This is a genomic window from Halanaerobium sp. MA284_MarDTE_T2 (assembly GCF_003337245.1).
In the GTDB taxonomy this organism is placed as follows: domain Bacteria; phylum Bacillota; class Halanaerobiia; order Halanaerobiales; family Halanaerobiaceae; genus QPJE01.
In genome coordinates, this window is record NZ_QPJE01000005.1 from 1 (window position 1) to 17,911 (window position 17,911).

Annotated in this window: 18 protein-coding genes; all 18 read left to right on the forward strand. The window is 34.5% G+C overall.

Features of this window, described 5'->3' with window-relative positions; all coding sequences use genetic code 11:
• Nucleotides 1-90: formate--tetrahydrofolate ligase (locus tag DFR78_RS03520; protein WP_114457469.1), on the forward strand; the 90-nt coding region annotated here is incomplete at its 5' end.
• A 259-nt stretch (nt 91-349) separates the two neighbouring features.
• Nucleotides 350-952: a hypothetical protein gene (locus DFR78_RS03525; RefSeq protein ID WP_114457470.1), complete on the forward strand. Its 603-nt coding sequence runs from the start codon at nt 350-352 to the stop codon at nt 950-952.
• 36 nt (nt 953-988) lie between these two features.
• On the forward strand, nt 989-2,230 hold the full coding sequence (glp, locus tag DFR78_RS03530; RefSeq protein WP_114457471.1) for a gephyrin-like molybdotransferase Glp: 1,242 nt from the start codon (nt 989-991) through the stop codon (nt 2,228-2,230).
• A 74-nt stretch (nt 2,231-2,304) separates the two neighbouring features.
• Complete coding sequence (locus DFR78_RS03535; RefSeq protein WP_199505546.1) at nt 2,305-3,297, forward strand: beta-ketoacyl-ACP synthase III; 993 nt, start codon at nt 2,305-2,307, stop codon at nt 3,295-3,297.
• A gap of 18 nt (nt 3,298-3,315) precedes the next feature.
• The gene (fabD, locus tag DFR78_RS03540; RefSeq protein WP_114457472.1) at nt 3,316-4,245 is read left to right on the forward strand and encodes an ACP S-malonyltransferase; all 930 of its coding nucleotides are present in this window, start codon (nt 3,316-3,318) and stop codon (nt 4,243-4,245) included.
• Between the two features lie 28 nt (nt 4,246-4,273).
• A complete protein-coding gene (gene fabF, locus DFR78_RS03545; RefSeq protein WP_114457473.1) occupies nt 4,274-5,518 on the forward strand; it encodes a beta-ketoacyl-ACP synthase II in 1,245 nt (414 codons plus the stop codon).
• Nucleotides 5,519-5,836: 318 nt separating this feature from the next.
• Entirely contained in the window at nt 5,837-7,336 is a 1,500-nt protein-coding gene (locus tag DFR78_RS03550; protein ID WP_114457580.1) for a carboxyl transferase domain-containing protein, read from the forward strand.
• Between the two features lie 33 nt (nt 7,337-7,369).
• Complete coding sequence (locus DFR78_RS12245) at nt 7,370-7,492, forward strand: hypothetical protein (RefSeq protein WP_255416515.1); 123 nt, start codon at nt 7,370-7,372, stop codon at nt 7,490-7,492.
• 5 nt (nt 7,493-7,497) lie between these two features.
• Nucleotides 7,498-7,881 carry a biotin/lipoyl-containing protein gene (locus DFR78_RS03555; protein WP_114457474.1) on the forward strand — a complete coding sequence of 128 codons (384 nt, stop codon included), beginning with the start codon at nt 7,498-7,500 and terminating at the stop codon, nt 7,879-7,881.
• A gap of 112 nt (nt 7,882-7,993) precedes the next feature.
• Nucleotides 7,994-8,929: a carbamate kinase gene (gene arcC / locus DFR78_RS03560; RefSeq protein WP_114457475.1), complete on the forward strand. Its 936-nt coding sequence runs from the start codon at nt 7,994-7,996 to the stop codon at nt 8,927-8,929.
• 118 nt (nt 8,930-9,047) lie between these two features.
• Nucleotides 9,048-9,875 carry an Asp23/Gls24 family envelope stress response protein gene (locus DFR78_RS03565; RefSeq protein ID WP_114457476.1) on the forward strand — a complete coding sequence of 276 codons (828 nt, stop codon included), beginning with the start codon at nt 9,048-9,050 and terminating at the stop codon, nt 9,873-9,875.
• Entirely contained in the window at nt 9,868-10,851 is a 984-nt protein-coding gene (moaA, locus tag DFR78_RS03570; protein WP_114457477.1) for a GTP 3',8-cyclase MoaA, read from the forward strand. The genes DFR78_RS03565 and moaA overlap by 8 nt, the downstream gene beginning before the upstream one ends.
• Nucleotide 10,852: 1 nt before the next feature.
• Nucleotides 10,853-11,329, forward strand: a complete 477-nt coding sequence (gene moaC / locus DFR78_RS03575; protein WP_114457478.1) for a cyclic pyranopterin monophosphate synthase MoaC — start codon at nt 10,853-10,855, stop codon at nt 11,327-11,329.
• Nucleotides 11,313-11,819, forward strand: coding sequence for a molybdenum cofactor biosynthesis protein B (locus tag DFR78_RS03580; protein WP_114457479.1), 507 nt, complete (start codon nt 11,313-11,315; stop codon nt 11,817-11,819). The genes moaC and DFR78_RS03580 overlap by 17 nt, the downstream gene beginning before the upstream one ends.
• 93 nt (nt 11,820-11,912) lie before the next feature.
• Nucleotides 11,913-12,356: an MOSC domain-containing protein gene (locus DFR78_RS03585; RefSeq protein ID WP_114457480.1), complete on the forward strand. Its 444-nt coding sequence runs from the start codon at nt 11,913-11,915 to the stop codon at nt 12,354-12,356.
• Between the two features lie 124 nt (nt 12,357-12,480).
• Entirely contained in the window at nt 12,481-14,838 is a 2,358-nt protein-coding gene (locus DFR78_RS03590; RefSeq protein ID WP_114457481.1) for a glycoside hydrolase family 65 protein, read from the forward strand.
• A 14-nt stretch (nt 14,839-14,852) separates the two neighbouring features.
• Nucleotides 14,853-15,731 carry a DMT family transporter gene (locus DFR78_RS03595; protein WP_114457482.1) on the forward strand — a complete coding sequence of 293 codons (879 nt, stop codon included), beginning with the start codon at nt 14,853-14,855 and terminating at the stop codon, nt 15,729-15,731.
• Nucleotides 15,732-15,833: 102 nt separating this feature from the next.
• Nucleotides 15,834-17,798, forward strand: a complete 1,965-nt coding sequence (tkt, locus tag DFR78_RS03600; protein WP_114457483.1) for a transketolase — start codon at nt 15,834-15,836, stop codon at nt 17,796-17,798.
• The last annotated feature ends 113 nt before the right edge of the window (nt 17,799-17,911 follow it).

Sequence of the window (17,911 nt, forward strand, 5' to 3'; positions counted from 1 at the left end):
CCAGTGCTGATAATGCCTGGGCTACCTAAGAGACCATCAGCAGAAGATATAGACATAGATGCAGATGGTAAGATATCAGGCCTGTTCTAAAAATAAATAATGATAAAGATTTTGACATAACACCTAAGCCATCATATATTATATATGGTGGCTTTTAATAATTATCCAGCAGTATCAGTGATCTGTAATATACAAAATTAGATGAAGGATAAATGAAGATAATATAGAAATAGATATATTAAAGATAAGTTTGCATATATAATAAAAAAAGCTGACTTATCTAAAAATATTTATCTTTATGGTGCTATATTTTGACAGCATCAAGTATATTATATGGGGAGGATTTAAAATGGATATTATTGGAGTGGCTGGTTCTACAAGTAAAGCAGGTAAAACTACTTTGATAAGTTTAATGCTGGAAGACAGCAGATATAAAACTGCCGTTATTAAAACTTCAATAGATAACAGTCTAAATCAGTATAAAATTATTACAGATAGAAAGATAATACATCAAAAAGGTACAGATACTGCAAGGTTTATAGAATCTGGTGCTGACAGAGTTGTACTGCTAAAAAGTCCTGCCAGTCAAATTCCGGAAGCTTTTAATATTGTAGAAAATTTAATTGGAAAAGTGGAGCGGCTGCTTATTGAAGGGAACACTTTAAATAATTTTTTAAATCCTGATCTGATTTTTTATCTTGATAATAGTGAAGAGGAAGAAAAAGAGTCTGCCAGGATAATAAAAAATAGAGCACATATTATTGTAAGCTCAAATATACTGCTGCAGCGCAGAAAGCTGACAGAACTACCGATTGAAATCAAAGCAGACAGTTTAACCTGCTATCAGACACACCTGCTGGCAGATTTGCTCAAAATCAATGTTGGACGGGTAGGAAAAATAATTCATGATCAAAATATAAAAGTTAAAAAATGTCAGCTGGGATTATTTTAAACATAAAAATATAATATTTTATTAGGAGTGATATAGTTGGGAGAATTTTTTGATTTAATTACTGCAGATAAATTAAAAAATATTATCACAAATAGTTTAAAAGATCGAAAAGTAGAAATAGAAAATATTGATTATCTTTCTTCATTAAATAGAATTACTGCAGCAGATATTAAGGCAGGAGAATTTCTCCCCCCTTTTAATCGTTCAGCAGTAGATGGTTATGCTGTAAAAGCTGCTGATACAAATGGAGCTTCATCTTCTCTTCCTGCATATCTGAATATAGCAGGAGAAGTGGAAATGGGTAAAAAAGCTGAGCCTATAATAAAAGAAGGAGAAACAGTTTATATACCAACAGGAGCTATGCTGCCGGAGGGAACAGATAGTGTAGTAATGATTGAAGAAACAGAAAAAATCAGCGACAAGCTTGTGGAAATTTTCACATCAGTATCACCTGGAGAAAATATTATCAAAAAAGGTGAAGATATGAAAGCAGATGATATTATTATAAAAAAAGGCAGAAAAATAACTCCAAGGCATATAGGTGCCTTTGCCGGACTTGGAATTACTGAAATCCCAGCAGTAAAAAAACCAAAAGCAGTAGTAATATCAACCGGGGATGAACTTGTATCTGCTGATAAAAGACCAGTTGCTGGAGAAATAAGAGATATCAATTCACCTGTCTTAAAATTATTATTAGAAAAATGGGGAGCAGAAGCAGAAATAGCTGGTATTGTAGAAGATAAACCAGAAAAATTGGAAGAAATGATCTTAAAAAATAAAGATAAGGATATAATATTGATTTCTGGAGGAAGTTCTATTGGGTTAAAAGATATGACAGTTAAAGTATTAAATAAGCTCGGCAGTCCAGGAGTTTTGGCTCATGGTGTAGCTGTAAAACCGGGTAAACCTACTATATTTGCTGTTCTGGGAAAACAGGCTGTTTTTGGACTGCCAGGTCATCCAGGCTCAAGCTGGAATGTAAGCAGCATATTTGTAAAAAAAGCAGTAGAAGAATTGCTGACAGTAGATGACGAAAAAAATAAAATTAAAAAGAATATAAAAAAAGCTGTTTTAAGCAGAAATATTATGTCTGAAAAAGGTAGTGAACACTATTTTCCAGTAAAATTAGTAGAAGAATCTGGAAAGTTGAAAGCTCTTCCACTACTTGGTAAATCAGGGTTGATAAGTATTCTTGCAGAGGCAGATGGTGTAATTAAAGTTAAGATAAATACAGAAGGTTTTAATAAAGGTGATTTGGTCGATGTCGAATTATTTTAGATTCATCTAAAACTTGACTATCGGTCAGAAATCTGATATAACTTTATTAGATTACCCTGAGGAAGGTGATAATTTTGAGAAAAGCTACAATTGCTGGTATGGGAAAATACCTGCCAGAAAAAGTAATGACAAATAAAGATCTAGAAAAAATTGTGGATACGAATGATGAGTGGATAAAGTCAAGAACTGGAATAGAAAAAAGAAGAATAGCAGCAGATGATGTACCATCATCTGAACTTGGTTTAAAAGCTGCCAGAGCAGCTTTAAAAAATGCAGAACTTGATGCAGAAGATCTGGATTTGATTTTGGTTGCCACAGTAACACCGAATATGCCTTTTCCTGCTACTGCCTGTATTATACAGGATGAACTTGGAGCAAATAAAGCTGCGGCTTTTGATCTGGAAGCAGGCTGTTCAGGATTTGTATATGGATTAAGTGTTGCTAGTCAGTTTATAGAAACAGGAATGTACAACAATATACTGGTTATTGGTACAGAAACACTTTCTAAAATAGTAAACTGGGAAGATAGAACAACCTGTGTTCTTTTTGGAGATGGCGCAGGTGCTGCTGTTTTAAAGCCGACAGAAAGTGGTGGTATTCTTGCATCACATTTAGGATCTGATGGTTCGGGAAAAGATGCATTATATATTCCAGCAGGAGGATCACAAAAACCTACTACAGAAGAAACAGTTAAAAATAATGAACACTACTTAGTTATGGAAGGTAATAGGGTATTTAAATTTGCTGTAAAGACAATGAGTAAAGCGTCACTAAAAGTTTTAAAACAGGCCGGACTTAAAAAAGAAGATATTGATCTGCTGATACCACATCAGGCAAATACAAGGATCATAGATGCTTCTGCAAAAAGATTAAAGCTGGAAAGTGATAAGGTTTATGTTAATCTGCCGGAATACGGAAATACATCTGGAGCATCTGTACCGATTGCACTGGCAGAAGCTGAAGAAAAAGGGTTAATTAAAAATGGAGATATAGTACTATTGGTTGCATTTGGTGCTGGTTTAACATGGGCATCAGCAGTTATGGAATGGAATGATCTTAAAGGATAAAGTATTGGAGGTTTTAAAATGAGTGAAAAATTAGTTTTTTTATTTTCAGGACAGGGTTCACAATATGTAGGAATGGGAAAAGAATTATACAATAAATATCCATCTGCTGCAGAAATAATGGATCAGGCTGTTGAAATTCTGGATTTTGATATTAAAGATTTGATCTTTAATGGTCCGGAAGAAGAATTAAATAATACTAAAAATACCCAACCTGCTATATATATAGTTAGTGCCATGGTAAATAAAGTGCTTGCTGAAGAAGGAATATTCCCTTCTGCAGCGGCAGGACACAGTTTGGGCGAATACAGTGCACTTTCAGCAGCGGGTGTAATTTCATTTATTGATGGGCTGAAACTGGTTCGCCGCAGAGGTGAACTGATGGATCAGGCAGACCCGGAAGGCAGAGGAACAATGGCTGCTGTTATTGGACTTGCTGATGAAGTCATAAAATCAGTACTGGCGGAGATAGATGGAATTTGTACTGTTGCCAATTATAATTCTCCCGGTCAAGTGGTTATTTCTGGAGAAAAAAAGGCGGTTAAATCAGCTGAAGAAATTTTAAAAGAAAAAGGAGCTAAAAAAGTAATTCCACTACAGGTAAGTGGTGCCTTCCATTCTCCTCTAATGGAGCCTGCCAAAAAAGAGCTGAAAAGAGAAATTGAAAATACAAATTTTACTGAAGCTGAGATTCCGTTTATTGCAAATGTGACTGCTTCATATCTGCAGAGTGGTGCAGAAATTAAAGATGCACTTATAAAACAGCTTACTAATAGTGTTCGCTGGGTAGAAACTATAGAAAGATTTAAAGAAGATGGTTATGAAACATATATAGAAGTTGGACCTGGAAGAGTTTTAAAAGGTCTGATGCGCAGAATAGATAGGAAGTTAACAGCATATAATGTTGAAGATGAAAAAAGTTTGAAAAAAACATTAAAAAAACTTAAATAAAATTTTATATCTGGAAGGAGATTTTATAATGGGAAAGAGAGTTGTTATCACCGGTGCAGGAGTGCTGCACTCACTTGGAGATCAGGTAGATGAATTCTGGAAAAATGTAGTTTCTGGAAAATCTGGCATTAGTAAAATTGAATCATTTGATACTGAAGAATATGCCAGTCAGATTGGTGCAGAAATAAAAGACTTTTCCACCGGAAAATATATAGATAGAAAAGAAGCCAAAAGAATGGCTCTTTACAGCCAATATGCCATTATCGCATCTATGAAGGCTTTAGAACATGCGAATCTAGAATTGGATGAAGAACTTGCTTTAGATACTGGTATTATCATAGGATCTGGTATTGGTGGGATAGAAGTTTTTGAAGAACAGGTAGTTAAGCTTAATGAAAGAGGTCCCAAAAGAGTAAGTCCATTTTTTATACCAATGATGATTTCCAATATGGCTGCTGGTAATGTAGCTATTTATACTGGGGCTAAAGGACCCAATATGAATACAGTAACAGCATGTGCTTCAGGTACAACAGCTGTTGGAGAAGCATTTGAAATGATAAAAAGAGGTTCTGCCAGAGTAATGCTTGCAGGTGGAGCTGAAGCATCTATAACCCCTTCAGCACTGGCTGGTTTTTCTTCTATGAAAGCACTTTCCACCAGAAATGATGAACCGGAAAAAGCAAGCCGTCCTTTTGATAAAGATAGAGATGGTTTTGTTATAGGTGAAGGAGCCGGTGTAGTTGTACTGGAAGAACTGGAAACAGCACTTGCAAGAGGGGCAGATATTATTGCTGAAGTTATAGGATATGGTGCATCAGCAGATGCATATCATATAACACAGCCTGCTCCAGAAGGAGAAGGTGCAGGTAGAGCTATGAAAGCAGCAGTAAAGAGTTCCGGACTTGACCTGTCAGAAATTAATTATATAAATGCACACGGAACATCTACCCCACTTAATGATAAATACGAATCACATGCAGTAAAAGAACTATTTGGAAATTATGCAGAAAATCTAATGATCAGCTCTACAAAATCAGTTACAGGTCACCTGCTGGGAGCTGCTGGTGGTATTGAAACTATTTTAACAGCTTTAACACTTAAAAATGGAATTATACCGCCAACTATGAATCTGGATAACCCAGATGAAGAATGTGATCTTAATTATGTTCCAAATAAAGCTGTAGAAAAAGAAGATTTAAAAGCAGCTATGTCAAATTCTTTTGGTTTTGGTGGTCAAAATGCCTGTCTTGTTTTGAAAAAGTACGAAAAATAAAAATCTACTTAGAAATTTTAGATAAAGGCCGTCATTAAATGGCGGCCTAATATTTTTAAAACTTGACTTACTTAATTTAGTTAAGGTATGATTAATATTGCAAATCTCTTTTAAAGAGGTACAATTTTTTAAAAAAACTAATCGGACTTAAAGTAAAAGATGTATTTAAGTTTGAAAGATTTGATCAAATTAAATTTAGTGTAGAACTATTTTTTTCGTCAGAAAAGTGTTAAAGAAAATTTTAGCCGTATGTGAAATTAAGGAGGCAATATCGTGAAAGAGAAAATAGATAAATTAAATAGAAAAAGAAAAAGATTGATGGCCGGTGGTGGAGAAAAAAGAGTTAAAAGGCAGCATGATAAAGGTAAATTTACAGCCCGCGAAAGAATAGATTTGCTGCTTGATGAAGATACATTTGAAGAAATCGGGATATTTGTAGAACACCACAGTACTCAGCTGGGTATGGAGGATAAAGATGTGCCAGCAGATGGGGTAATAACAGGTCAGGGAAGAATTAATGGCCGCAGAGTTTTTTTATATGCTCAGGATTTTACAGCAATGGGCGGCTCACTTGGAGAAATGCATGCAAAAAAAATATGGAAAATGATGGATATGGCTGGCAAAGCGGGTGTTCCAGTTATTGGCTTAAATGATTCAGGTGGTGCTAGAATCCAGGAGGGTGTAGGGTCACTAGCCGGTTATGGAGGTATTTTTTACAGAAATTCCCTTAATTCTGGAGTAATTCCCCAGCTTTCTGTTATACTGGGCCCCTGTGCTGGAGGAGCATCTTATTCTCCTGCTTTAAACGATTTTGTATTTATGGTTAATGATACAAGTAAAATGTTCATTACTGGTCCTCAGGTTATAAAATCTGTAACTGGTGAAGAAGTTTCTTCTGAAGAACTCGGCGGGGGTATGACACATAATGAAATAAGTGGTAATGCTCATTTTCTTGCACCGGATGAGCAAAAAACATTTGACCAGATCAAAACTCTTCTTTCTTTTCTTCCCTCTAATAATAAGGAAAAACCTCCTTTTAGAGAAACAGACGATTCTGCTGACAGGCTGGTTAAAGATCTGGAAGATATTGTGTCTGATAATCCTAACAAACCTTATGATGTAAGAGATGTAATAGAAAGGGTTGTTGATAATGATTTCTTTTTTGAAGTTCAGCCTTTTTATGCCCGCAATATAGTTGTTGGATTTGCCAGAATAGCCGGAAATTCAGTAGGTATTGTTGCAAATCAGCCTAAATTTAAAGCCGGCTGTCTGGATATAGATTCTTCAGATAAGGCATCACGGTTTATAAGATTTTGTGATTCATTTAATATACCTATTATTACATTTACAGATGTACCTGGATATCTCCCCGGTGTGGATCAGGAATATGGTGGAGTAATAAGACATGGAGCAAAACTGCTTTATGCTTATTCTGAAGCAACTGTTCCCAAAATAAATGTAATTTTACGTAAGGCTTATGGAGGAGCTTATATAGCCATGAGCAGCAGGCATCTGGGGGCAGATTATGTATTCGCCTGGCCGTCAGCTGAGATAGCAGTAATGGGACCTCAGGGAGCGGCAAATATTATTTTTAGAAGAGAAATCAATGCTGCAGATGATCCACAAAAAGTACGTACAGAAAAAATAGAAGAATATAGAGAAAATTTTGCTAATCCCTATCAGGCAGCTGCAGAAGGATATATTGATGATGTAATTCTGCCTTCAGAAAGCAGAAAAAAATTGGCTGCTGCATTAAATATTATGATTGATAAAAAAGAAGAACGACCTGCCAAAAAACACAGTAATATGCCTCTGTAATAATTATATTTTTATATCAGGATGTGAATTTATGTGAGAAACAAAAGAATTTCAGAAGAAGTAAAAGCTGTTATCAAAGCAGCTCTGCTGACAATTTATGATGGTAATGTTAATAATAAGTCATTTAAGATAAAGAACATTGAAAAAAGGAGTTAACTGAGATGTTAAAAAAATTCAAAATAAAAGTCAATGGAAATCATTATGACGTTGAAGTTGAAGAGGTAGAACAGGCGTATAATTTCTGTAAAAATTCAGAAGGAAAATCGGCTGATCAGGAATACACCAGTCTAAAAATGCCGAGGCCAGAAAAAATGTTTGATTCTATTATTAGAGGAAATGCGGTTGAAGCACCAATTAATGGTACAGTAGTAGATATACTTGTTTCTGAGTCAGATAAAGTAAAACAGGGGGAGATCCTGCTTATTTTGGAAGCAATGAAAATGGAAAATGAAATAATTTCTCCCAAAGATGGGAAAATAGAAAAAATATCTGTAAAAAAGGGTGATAAAGTAGATATAGGTGATATTTTAATTGAAATATCTTAGATAAAATAATAAACTATAATTGTATACAGTTACTAATTGTTTACAGTTACTAATTGTTTACAGTTACTTTTATAATTTGATTAAATAAATATAACTATGGAGGTAATAACTTATGAGATTAACAATAGCTTTAGGTGGAAATGCTATTTTAAAGCCGGGAGAAAAAGGAAGCTACAGTGAGCAGTTTGCAAATGTTTATTCAACCTGCAGACAGATTGGACAGCTGGCCCTTAAAGGGCACGAAATTATCATTACACATGGAAATGGTCCTCAAGTGGGCAATATTTTAATACAGCAGGAGGCTGGAAGCAGCAGAGTACCAGCAATGCCTCTTGATGCATGTGGCTCCCAAACACAGGGGTTTATTGGCTATATGATTCAGAACAGCCTTTTTAATATACTAAGAGAACTTGGTTTAGAGAAAAATGCTGCAGCTGTTGTTACACAGGTTTTAGTAGATAAAAATGATCCAGCCTTTAAAGAACCCAGCAAACCGGTTGGTCCTTTTTTTGATAAAAAACATGCAGAAAAAATGATAAATACCAGTGGAGAAACCTGGATTGAAGACAGCGGCCGCGGCTGGAGAAGGGTTGTTGCTTCACCAGAACCGATAAAAATTATTGAATCAGAAATTATAAATAGTATAATCGAAAATGGAGAAATAGTAATTGCTTCTGGAGGGGGAGGAATTCCTGTTATTGAAGAAAATGGGCATTTGCGAGGAGTAGAAGCAGTTATTGATAAGGACAGAGCAGGCTGTATTCTGGCTGAAAACTCTTCCTCAGATCTTTTTTTGATTTTAACTGATGTAGAAAATGCTATGATAAATTATGGTACAGATAGAGAAAAAAAGATAAAAAAAGCTTCAGTTTCAGATATGGAAGAATATATTAAACAGGGCCAGTTTGGGAATGGTAGTATGAAGCCCAAAGTAGAATCTGCGGTCAAATTTGTTAAAGATACCGGAAATAATTCTGTTATAACTTCAATAGAAAAAGTTGTTGAAGCAGCTGAGGGAAAAGCAGGAACAATTATAACTGAAGATTAAATTAATATACTAAACAGCAGAATTTAGGATTGAAATAATATATTTTATTTTTCAGATATTTTATTATATTTTTGTTAATTTAAATGCAAAAGATAAATTACAGAGGAAGGTTTTTATTATGAAAGTATATGCTCTTGTTGGAGCAAGTGGGTCTGGTAAAAGTCACAGAGCTGGACTTATTGCAAATGAACTTAGAATACCTGTTATTTTAGATGATGGTCTGCTTATTTATGATGGAAAAATACTTGCTGGTAAATCGGCTAAACGAGAAGACAGTAAAATGGCAGCAATTAGGAGAGCACTTTTTTATGATGATGAGCAGGTCAAAGATGTAAAAAAAGCACTGGAAGATATAGATGCAGACAAAATACTGCTTTTGGGAACATCGATAGGAATGGTTGAAAGGATAAACGAAAAATTAGAGCTCAATGGGATAGATGAATATCTGGATATCAAAGATTTTGCATCAGAAGAAGAAATTAAAAAAGCTATGTCCGTACGGAAAAATGAGGGTAAACATGTTATTCCGGTTCCAACTATTGAAGTTCAGCCAGAATTTCCCGGCTATCTGCTCCATTCTTTGGAGTTTTTTTTCAAAAAAGGAAATAAAACTATCAAACAGGAGAAAAGTATTGTCAGACCTAAATTTAGTTTTTATGGTAATCTAATTATTTTCAATAAAGTGCTGGTAGAGATAGTAGAATATTTTTTAAAGAGAGAAGAATCTATCAGTGATTTCAAAAAATTGAAAATTGATGATAATGATAATGATCTTACTATTAATATTTGTCTAGAATTACAGTACGGAGTTTTACTTTCTGAAGTAGTCAAAAATATACAGCATCAGTTAAAAAAAGAAGTAGAAAAATTGACTGGTTTGACAGTAAAAAAAATAAATATAGAAGTTTATTCCTTATCTGTTGAGGAGAGATATAAAGATGATTAAAAATGATAGATTAAATGGAATAACATATTTAAGAGTTTCTGTTACTGATAGGTGTAATCTGAGGTGTAAATATTGTATGCCGGAAGAAGGTGTTGCAGATAAACCTCACCAGAAAATTTTATCTTATGAAGAACTTGAGAAAATAATTTCCGTCTCAGCAGAGCTTGGTGTTACACATATCAGGTTAACTGGTGGAGAACCTCTGGTAAGAAAAGATCTTGATTATTTTATAAAAAAAATAGATGAGATTGAACAAATAAAAGATATTTCAATAACAACAAATGGGGTTCTACTTTCAAAGCTGGGAGAAAAATTAAAAAAAGCCGGTCTGGATAGAGTTAATATTAGTCTCGATACACTGGATCCAGATAAATTTAAATTTATAACCAGAAGGGAAAATTTTTCTGATGTAATAGCAGGAATTGATACAGCACTTGCATTAGATTTAAAACCTGTTAAAGTAAATACAGTCTTGATGAAAGATTTTAACTTAGATGAAGTGGAAGAATTTATTAAATTTGTAAAAGAGAGAGATATTAATCTCAGATTTATTGAATTTATGCCTGTCAGTGGTGATAGTGATCATTCCAAACACTTTTATCCAGTAGAAAAAGTGAAAAAAGAATTAGTAGATAAATATAGGCTGCACAAAGTTTCTATGCGGGGTGTCGGTCCGTCTGAAGACTATACTGCTGATGGTTTTAAGGGGAGTATAGGTTTTATTGCAGCACTTACCCATAAATTTTGCGGTTCCTGCAACAGGTTGCGCCTGACTGCTGATGGGAAGTTGAGGGTTTGTCTTGTTTCTGATAAAGAGCTTATTTTAAAAAAAGATGGTAAACTGCTTGAAAAGGATAAATTAAAAGAAGCTTTTTTTAAAGCTGTATCCTGTAAACCAAAAGGACATGATTTTCTCGGTGCAAATTTAGACATTAATAATATAAAAGAGAGAAAAATGTTTCAAATAGGGGGATAAAATGAATAATTTTAGCCATATTGACAAAGAAGGTAAGGCAAAGATGGTAGATGTATCTAGTAAAGAGGTTACTTTCCGCAGAGCTGTTGCTTCGACAAAAGTTATAATGAAAAAAGAAACACTGAAGAAGATAAAAAATGGGTCTATAGAAAAAGGAGCTGTTTTGAGTACAGCCAGAATTGCCGGTATTATGGGTGCTAAAAAAACACCATATTTAATTCCTATGTGTCATCAGTTAGAACTGACATCGATTGATATTGATTTTTCTTTTATCAGTGATAAAGAAATAGAAATAACATGTACTGCAAAAAGCAGCTATAAAACAGGTGTTGAAATGGAAGCATTAATTGGAGTTTCAACTGCAGCATTAACTATTTATGATATGTGTAAAGCAGTAGATAAAGGTATGGTTATTTCTGATCTTAAACTTATGTATAAATCTGGAGGGAAGAGTGGGACTTATGAGCGAAAAGAATAATAGTTTTATAATAAAAACCGCCGTTTTAACAATCAGTGATAAAGGATCAAAAGGCGAAAGAAAAGATTTGAGCGGACCAGTGATTAGGGAAATGATGGCAGAAATAGGTGCAGAAATTGTTTGTGCCGATATTATCGCTGATGAGAAAGAAGAAATTAAAGCAGCCATATGCAGTATTGCTGATGAAGAAAAAGCAGATCTCATTTTAACCACAGGTGGAACCGGATTTGCCAAAAGAGATGTTACACCAGAAGCTACTATGGAAGTTATCGAAAAAGAAGTGCCTGGACTTCCGGAAAAAATAAGAGCTGATAATATTTCTATTACCCCACAGGCTGCACTTTCAAGGGCCAGGGCAGGAATCAGAAAAAATACTTTGATTATTAATTTTCCTGGCAGTCCTAAAGCTGTTAGAGAATGTCTGGAATCAGTTATCAATATTATTCCACATGGAGTAAAAATTTTAAAAGGAGAAATTACAGAACATTAAATTAATTGTGCGAAAAAAACATTTTTGATCTGATATCTATGGATGATAAGCAGATTGATCATGTTTATTAGTACATCTATAAGGAGTGTTACTATGAATGCAAAAATTAAAGCTGTCTGCCGGAGCAAAGAAAAAGGAACCACAAAAAATGAAATAAACAAAGGAGAGCTTATAGAAGATTTTGGACTTAAAGGTGATGCTCACGCAGGAAATTGGCATCGACAGATAAGTCTTTTGGATAGTTCCAGTATTGATAAAATGAAAAACAGAGGCTGGGAAATTAGACCTGGAGATTTTGCAGAAAATATTACAACAGAAGGAATGGAAAATCTCTATAAACTGTCGGTGGGGCAAAAAATTAGAATAAGGAAAGAAATCTTACTTGAGATAACTCAAATTGGAAAAAAATGTCATCAAGACTGTGAAATCAGGCAGAAAATTGGTGACTGTGTAATGCCCAGAGAAGGTGTTTTTGCCAAAGTTATAAAAGGTGGAGAAATAAAACCGGGAGATAAAATAGAGATTTTAGAGAATTAAATTGATTAAAAGTTGAGTTTTGATATATATTGTTACCAATAGACACGGCAGTCAAATTTTTATGCTTTATTTTAAAATTTATCCAAAGATTATTTCACTGCTAAATTTGAGGAGGAAAAATCTGGTGAGAAAATATCATGCAAAAAAAATGGATAAAAAAGCTATTTATCCCTATCAGCCCTGGAAAATAACTGAAGAGGAATTTTTGCTTCATAATAATCACCACAATGAATCTATTTTTTCTCTTGGAAATGGATATATGGGATTGAGAGGAACAGTTGAAGAAGATTATCCTGGCAGTGAAGAAACTACCACACCAGGATTTTATATTAATGGTGTATATGCTTCAGAAAAGATTATTTATGGGGAAGAAGCTCCTGATTTACCGGGCTGGGGTCAGACTCTTGTAAATCTTGCTGACTGGAGTGAAATCAATCTTTATATAAATGAAGAAAAACTGGATCTTTTAAAAGGGCACGTACTGGATTATAAGAGAGAACTGGATATGAAACAGGCAATTTTGAAGAGAGAATTAGCCTGGGAAGATCGTCAGGGAAGGCAGATTAAAATTGAAATTCAACGTCTTATTTCGCTAAGCAGAGAACATATAGGTGCAGTTAGATATAAATTTAAACCACTTAATTTTTCTGGCAAGATAAATATTAACTCTGCTGTAAACGGAGATGTCAGAAACCATCACCATCTGCGAGATAAAGAAGCTCTTAATGTAACAGATAGTGAGATCGACACATATAAAGGTTATTTACTGCATGAGGTAAAAAGCACAAAATTTAAAATAGCATATTTTGTAGAACATCTGCTGGATAGCTCTCTTAAAAAAAATTGTGAAATAAAGAAAAGATCATCTGATAAAAGAGTTGACTGGATATTTGAAATTAATGCAAGAAAAGGTTCGGAATATATTATTGATAAAATTGCAGGTATTAATCACAGCAGTATGAAAGAAGAAAGTCCTCTGAGTGCCGCTCGTGCTTCTGCAGCCAGAGCTTCAATCAGCGGTTTTGAAACTTTAAAACAGGAGCAGATGGAATTTATGTCAGGGTACTGGCAGGATGTTGATGTTAAAATTGATGGAGATGAAGCACTACAGCAGGCTTTTCGATTTAATGCATTCCATATCCTTCAGTCGGCTGGCAAAAATGGACGAACAAGTGTGGCTGCAAAAGGATTAAGTGGAGAATATTATGAAGGACATTACTTCTGGGATACAGAAAGTTATGTACTTCCCTTTTATGCATTTCAGAGGCCTGAAGTAGCCAGGAATCTTCTTATATATCGCTATAATACTCTGGATAAAGCCCGGAAAAATGCTAAAAAAATGAAGCTTAAAGGTGCTCTTTTTCCCTGGCGTACAATTAATGGTGAAGAAGCTTCTGGATTTTTTATGGGGTCAACTGTACAGTATCATATTAATGCAGATATTGCATATGCAGTTAATTTATATTATCAGACAAGCAGAGACCAGGAATTTATGGAAAACTATGGACTGGAAATTTTAATTGAAACTGCCAGAATGTGGCTCAGTCTGGGGAATTATATCTCTTTCTGTGACAGCCGGTTCTGTTTTAATGTTGTGTGTGGACCTGATGAATATAAACCAGGCGTAAATAATAATGCTTATACTAATTTTATGGCTAAATTTAATATAGAAAAGGCAGCAGAAATGGCTGAGAAGATAAAAAAACAGTCACCGGAAAAATTTCAAAAAATAGCTGAAAAGATTAATTTTAAAATCGATGAAATTGATGAAATGAAAAAAACTGCTGCAGATATTTATCTTCCCTATAATGAAAAAACGAAAATCACTCCACAGGATGATTCTTTTCTTTATAAAAATCATGTTGAAATTGATGATATTCCGGAAGAAGAATTACCTCTGGTCAAAAACTGGCATCCCCTTATTATCTGGCGATATCAGGTAATAAAACAGGCTGATGTTATTTTGTTAATGCTGCAGCTTGGGAATAAATTCAGCCGGGATTTAAAAATAAGAAATTATGATTACTATGAGCCAAAAACAACACATGATTCTTCCCTTTCTCCAGCAATTTATAGTATCATAGCCTCTGAAATAGGATATAAAAAACAGGCTTATAAATATTTTATGCAGACAGCAAGGCTGGATCTGGATGATTATAATGAAAATGCATATCAGGGCCTTCATATAGCCTGTATGGGAGGAACCTGGCTTGCACTTGTACAGGGATTTGCCGGTATGAGGATGTTTAATGATAAATTATATTTTTATCCTTATTTACCAGATGAGTGGGAAAAATATAAGTTCAGGCTGCGTTTTAAAGGAAGTCAGATTGAGGTTACAGTTAAAAAAGAAAAAGTTAATTATTTTTTAATATCAGGAAACAAGGTAGAGTTTAAACATTTTGATGAAAATATTTATCTGGATAAAAATAATTTAAGCAGAGAAGTTAAGATAAAAAAATTATTAGATGCTAATACTTAAAGTTGGTGTAATTAATGGATTCTAAAAAGAAAATATATATATTATTATCAGTTGGGATTTTTTTTCTCTCACTTTCTGGTATCTTAATTAAAGTTGCTGATGCACCACCACTTATTATAGCTTTTTACCGCATGTTTTTTGCGGTACTGCTGTTGACACCGTATTTTTTAATAAAACACAGCGATAAACTGTACTATTTTTTGGATTATCGGCCGGCACTGGTTGGTTTTCTGCTGGCTCTTCATTTTATATTCTGGATAACATCAATTGAGTATACGGATATTTCTAATTCAGTAATATTTGTTGCTTTACAGCCCCTTTTTACTATAATTTTAGAATATTTATTTGCCAGAGATGATCTGAGACAGGGTGTAGTTGCAGGGATAATATTTTCTATTATTGGTAGTATTATAATTAGTATTGGAGATCTGCATATGCTTCAGAGCAAAGTGTTTGGAGATCTTTTGGCATTAACTGCTGCACTTTTTGCAGCTTCATATCTATTTATCGGCCGAGGAGTTAGAAAAGAGCTTGACTATTTTCCATATTTATATATTCTTTATACATATTCAGCTCTTTTTTTAGCTGCCGGTGTTTTTCTGCTGGATATTCCTTTTGGAGGCTATGGAACTATTAATTATCTGATATTCTTTTCTCTTGCAGCAGGACCAACACTAATTGGACATTCGATTCTCAATTATTCAGTTAGATTTATTCCTACCTCAATAGTATCTTTATCTATTTTAGGAGAACCCATTTTGACCACGTTTTTTGCCTGGATCCTGCTGGGAGAAAAAGTTATGATTACAACACTTGCAGGTGGGAGTTTTATACTTTTAGGAATATATATGGCAGTTTCTTATGAAAGCAGAAAAAATAAAGAAATAATTTAATTATTTTTACGGCTGGACATTGTTCTTATAAAGATATAAAATAATGATTGAAGAGAAAAGTTGCTTAAAATTATAATTATATTAATACAGGGAGGTATTATTTTGATAAAAGAAATAGCTAATACAGTGAGAGGTTTATCAGCAGATATAGTAGAAAAAGCAAATTCCGGACACCCGGGAATGCCAATAGGATGTGCTGATATAGGTGCACTTTTATTTGGAGAAATTATGGAGCTGGATGGAAGTTCACCTGAGTGGCCTGACAGAGACCGTTTTGTACTTTCGGCCGGTCATGGGTCCGCTCTTTTGTATTCTTTTCTGCATTTGAGTGGTTTTGATCTTTCTATGGATGATTTAAAATCTTTTAGACAGCTCAATTCCTGTACACCTGGACATCCCGAATATGGTTATACTGATGGTGTAGAAACAACTACAGGTCCTCTTGGACAGGGGTTTGCAAATGCTGTTGGTATGGCGGCAGCAGAAAAAATGATGTCTTCTAAATATAATAAAGGTCGGTATAATATTGTAGACCATTATACATATACCTTACTTGGTGATGGATGTATGATGGAAGGTATTTCATCCGAGGCTGCTTCATTTGCAGGTCATCTTGGTCTTAATAAATTAATTGCCGTTTATGATGATAATAATATTTCTATAGAAGGCAGTACAGATATTACATTTACTGAAGATGTTGCAGATCGTTTTAAAGCATATGGCTGGCATGTTGTAGAAAATGTGGATGGTCATAATATTTCTGAATTGAGAAACGCTTTTAAAAAAGCAAAAGAAGATAAAGAAAGACCGTCCTTAATAATTGCAAAGACACATATTGCTTATGGTGCTCCAAATAAACAGGATTCCAGTTCTGCTCATGGTGCTCCACTGGGAGAAGATGAGATTAGGCTGTTAAAAGAACATTTTGATCTGCCAGCTGATAAAAAATTCTATATTCCAGATAATGTTAAAGATTTTTTTAAAAAAAGAGCTGCTGAAATGAAGAAAAAACGCTCTAAATGGCAGGAAAAGTTCAAATCCTGGGCCAGGGAAAATCCAGAATTAAAAGAAGAATGGGATAATGCTTTTAATCTGGATATTCCATCAAATTTAAAAGAAACAATTATGAAGATGGATATAAAAGCTCCGGTAGCAACTCGTAAAGCTTCTGGTGCTGTTCTAAAAGAAATAGCAGAATCACTTACCTATCTGGTAGGTGGATCCGCTGACCTTGCACCTTCAAATAAAACTTATTTGGACAAATACGGAGAAATTCAAAATGGTGACTACAGTGGCAGAAACTTCAGATTCGGAGTCAGAGAACATGCCATGGGAGCAGTAGTAAATGGAATTTCTCTGCACAAGGGACTGCGCCCATTTGCAGCAACATTTCTGGTTTTTTCAGATTATATGAGGCCGGCAATTCGACTTGCAGCTTTGATGAAACAGCCAGTTATATATGTATTTACACATGATTCTATTTATATAGGAGAAGATGGGCCTACACATCAGCCGGTTGAACATGTAGAATCCCTGCGCTTAATACCCGGACTTAAAGTGCTCCGCCCGGCAGATGAAGAAGAAACAAAAGCTGCCTGGATGGAAGCAGTGGAAAATACAGCTGGTCCAACAGCTCTTGTGCTGACAAGGCAGAGTTTGCCTCATCTGGAAAAATATCAGGGACTTGATAATTTTGATAGAGGAGCATATTTTATCAACAATCCACAGGATGCAGATATTATAATTTATGCAAGTGGTAGTGAAGTATCTCTTGCTGCGGAAACAGCAGAGAAGTTAAAGGAAGAAAATATTAAAGCTGCTGTAATGTCAGTTCCAGAAAAAACTAAATTTATGAATTTAGAAGATAAAATTGATCTTCCTGATCTAAAATTAAAGGTTGCTGTTGAAGCTGGAGTTGGCAGTGGATGGTGGAAGCTGGTTGGTGAAGATGGATTAATTATCAGTGTAGAAGATTTTGGTATAAGTGGACCCGGCAGTGAGGTTGGAGCAGCTTTCGGCTTTGATTCTGATCAAATTGTTGAAAAGATAAAAAAAAGATTAAAGTAGATTTAAAAAATTGAGACTGCAGATAAAGTTCTACAAATAAATAATACAGCAGAGCGGAAAAGTCCGCTCTGCTTTTTTGCAGGGAAATTGGTTTTGTTCTAGAATATTAATAT

Bases quoted from the DNA above. Each gene is read 5' to 3' on its own strand.
- DFR78_RS03525 (WP_114457470.1), top strand. From the start codon at position 350: ATGGATATTATTGGAGTGGCTGGTTCTACAAGTAAAGCAGGTAAAACT.
- fabD (WP_114457472.1), top strand. From the start codon at position 3,316: ATGAGTGAAAAATTAGTTTTTTTATTTTCAGGACAGGGTTCACAATAT.
- fabF (WP_114457473.1), top strand. From the start codon at position 4,274: ATGGGAAAGAGAGTTGTTATCACCGGTGCAGGAGTGCTGCACTCACTT.
- DFR78_RS03550 (WP_114457580.1), top strand. From the start codon at position 5,837: ATGGCCGGTGGTGGAGAAAAAAGAGTTAAAAGGCAGCATGATAAAGGT.
- DFR78_RS03555 (WP_114457474.1), top strand. From the start codon at position 7,498: ATGTTAAAAAAATTCAAAATAAAAGTCAATGGAAATCATTATGACGTT.
- arcC (WP_114457475.1), top strand. From the start codon at position 7,994: ATGAGATTAACAATAGCTTTAGGTGGAAATGCTATTTTAAAGCCGGGA.
- DFR78_RS03565 (WP_114457476.1), top strand. From the start codon at position 9,048: ATGAAAGTATATGCTCTTGTTGGAGCAAGTGGGTCTGGTAAAAGTCAC.
- moaA (WP_114457477.1), top strand. From the start codon at position 9,868: ATGATTAAAAATGATAGATTAAATGGAATAACATATTTAAGAGTTTCT.
- moaC (WP_114457478.1), top strand. From the start codon at position 10,853: ATGAATAATTTTAGCCATATTGACAAAGAAGGTAAGGCAAAGATGGTA.
- DFR78_RS03580 (WP_114457479.1), top strand. From the start codon at position 11,313: ATGAGCGAAAAGAATAATAGTTTTATAATAAAAACCGCCGTTTTAACA.
- DFR78_RS03585 (WP_114457480.1), top strand. From the start codon at position 11,913: ATGAATGCAAAAATTAAAGCTGTCTGCCGGAGCAAAGAAAAAGGAACC.
- DFR78_RS03595 (WP_114457482.1), top strand. From the start codon at position 14,853: ATGGATTCTAAAAAGAAAATATATATATTATTATCAGTTGGGATTTTT.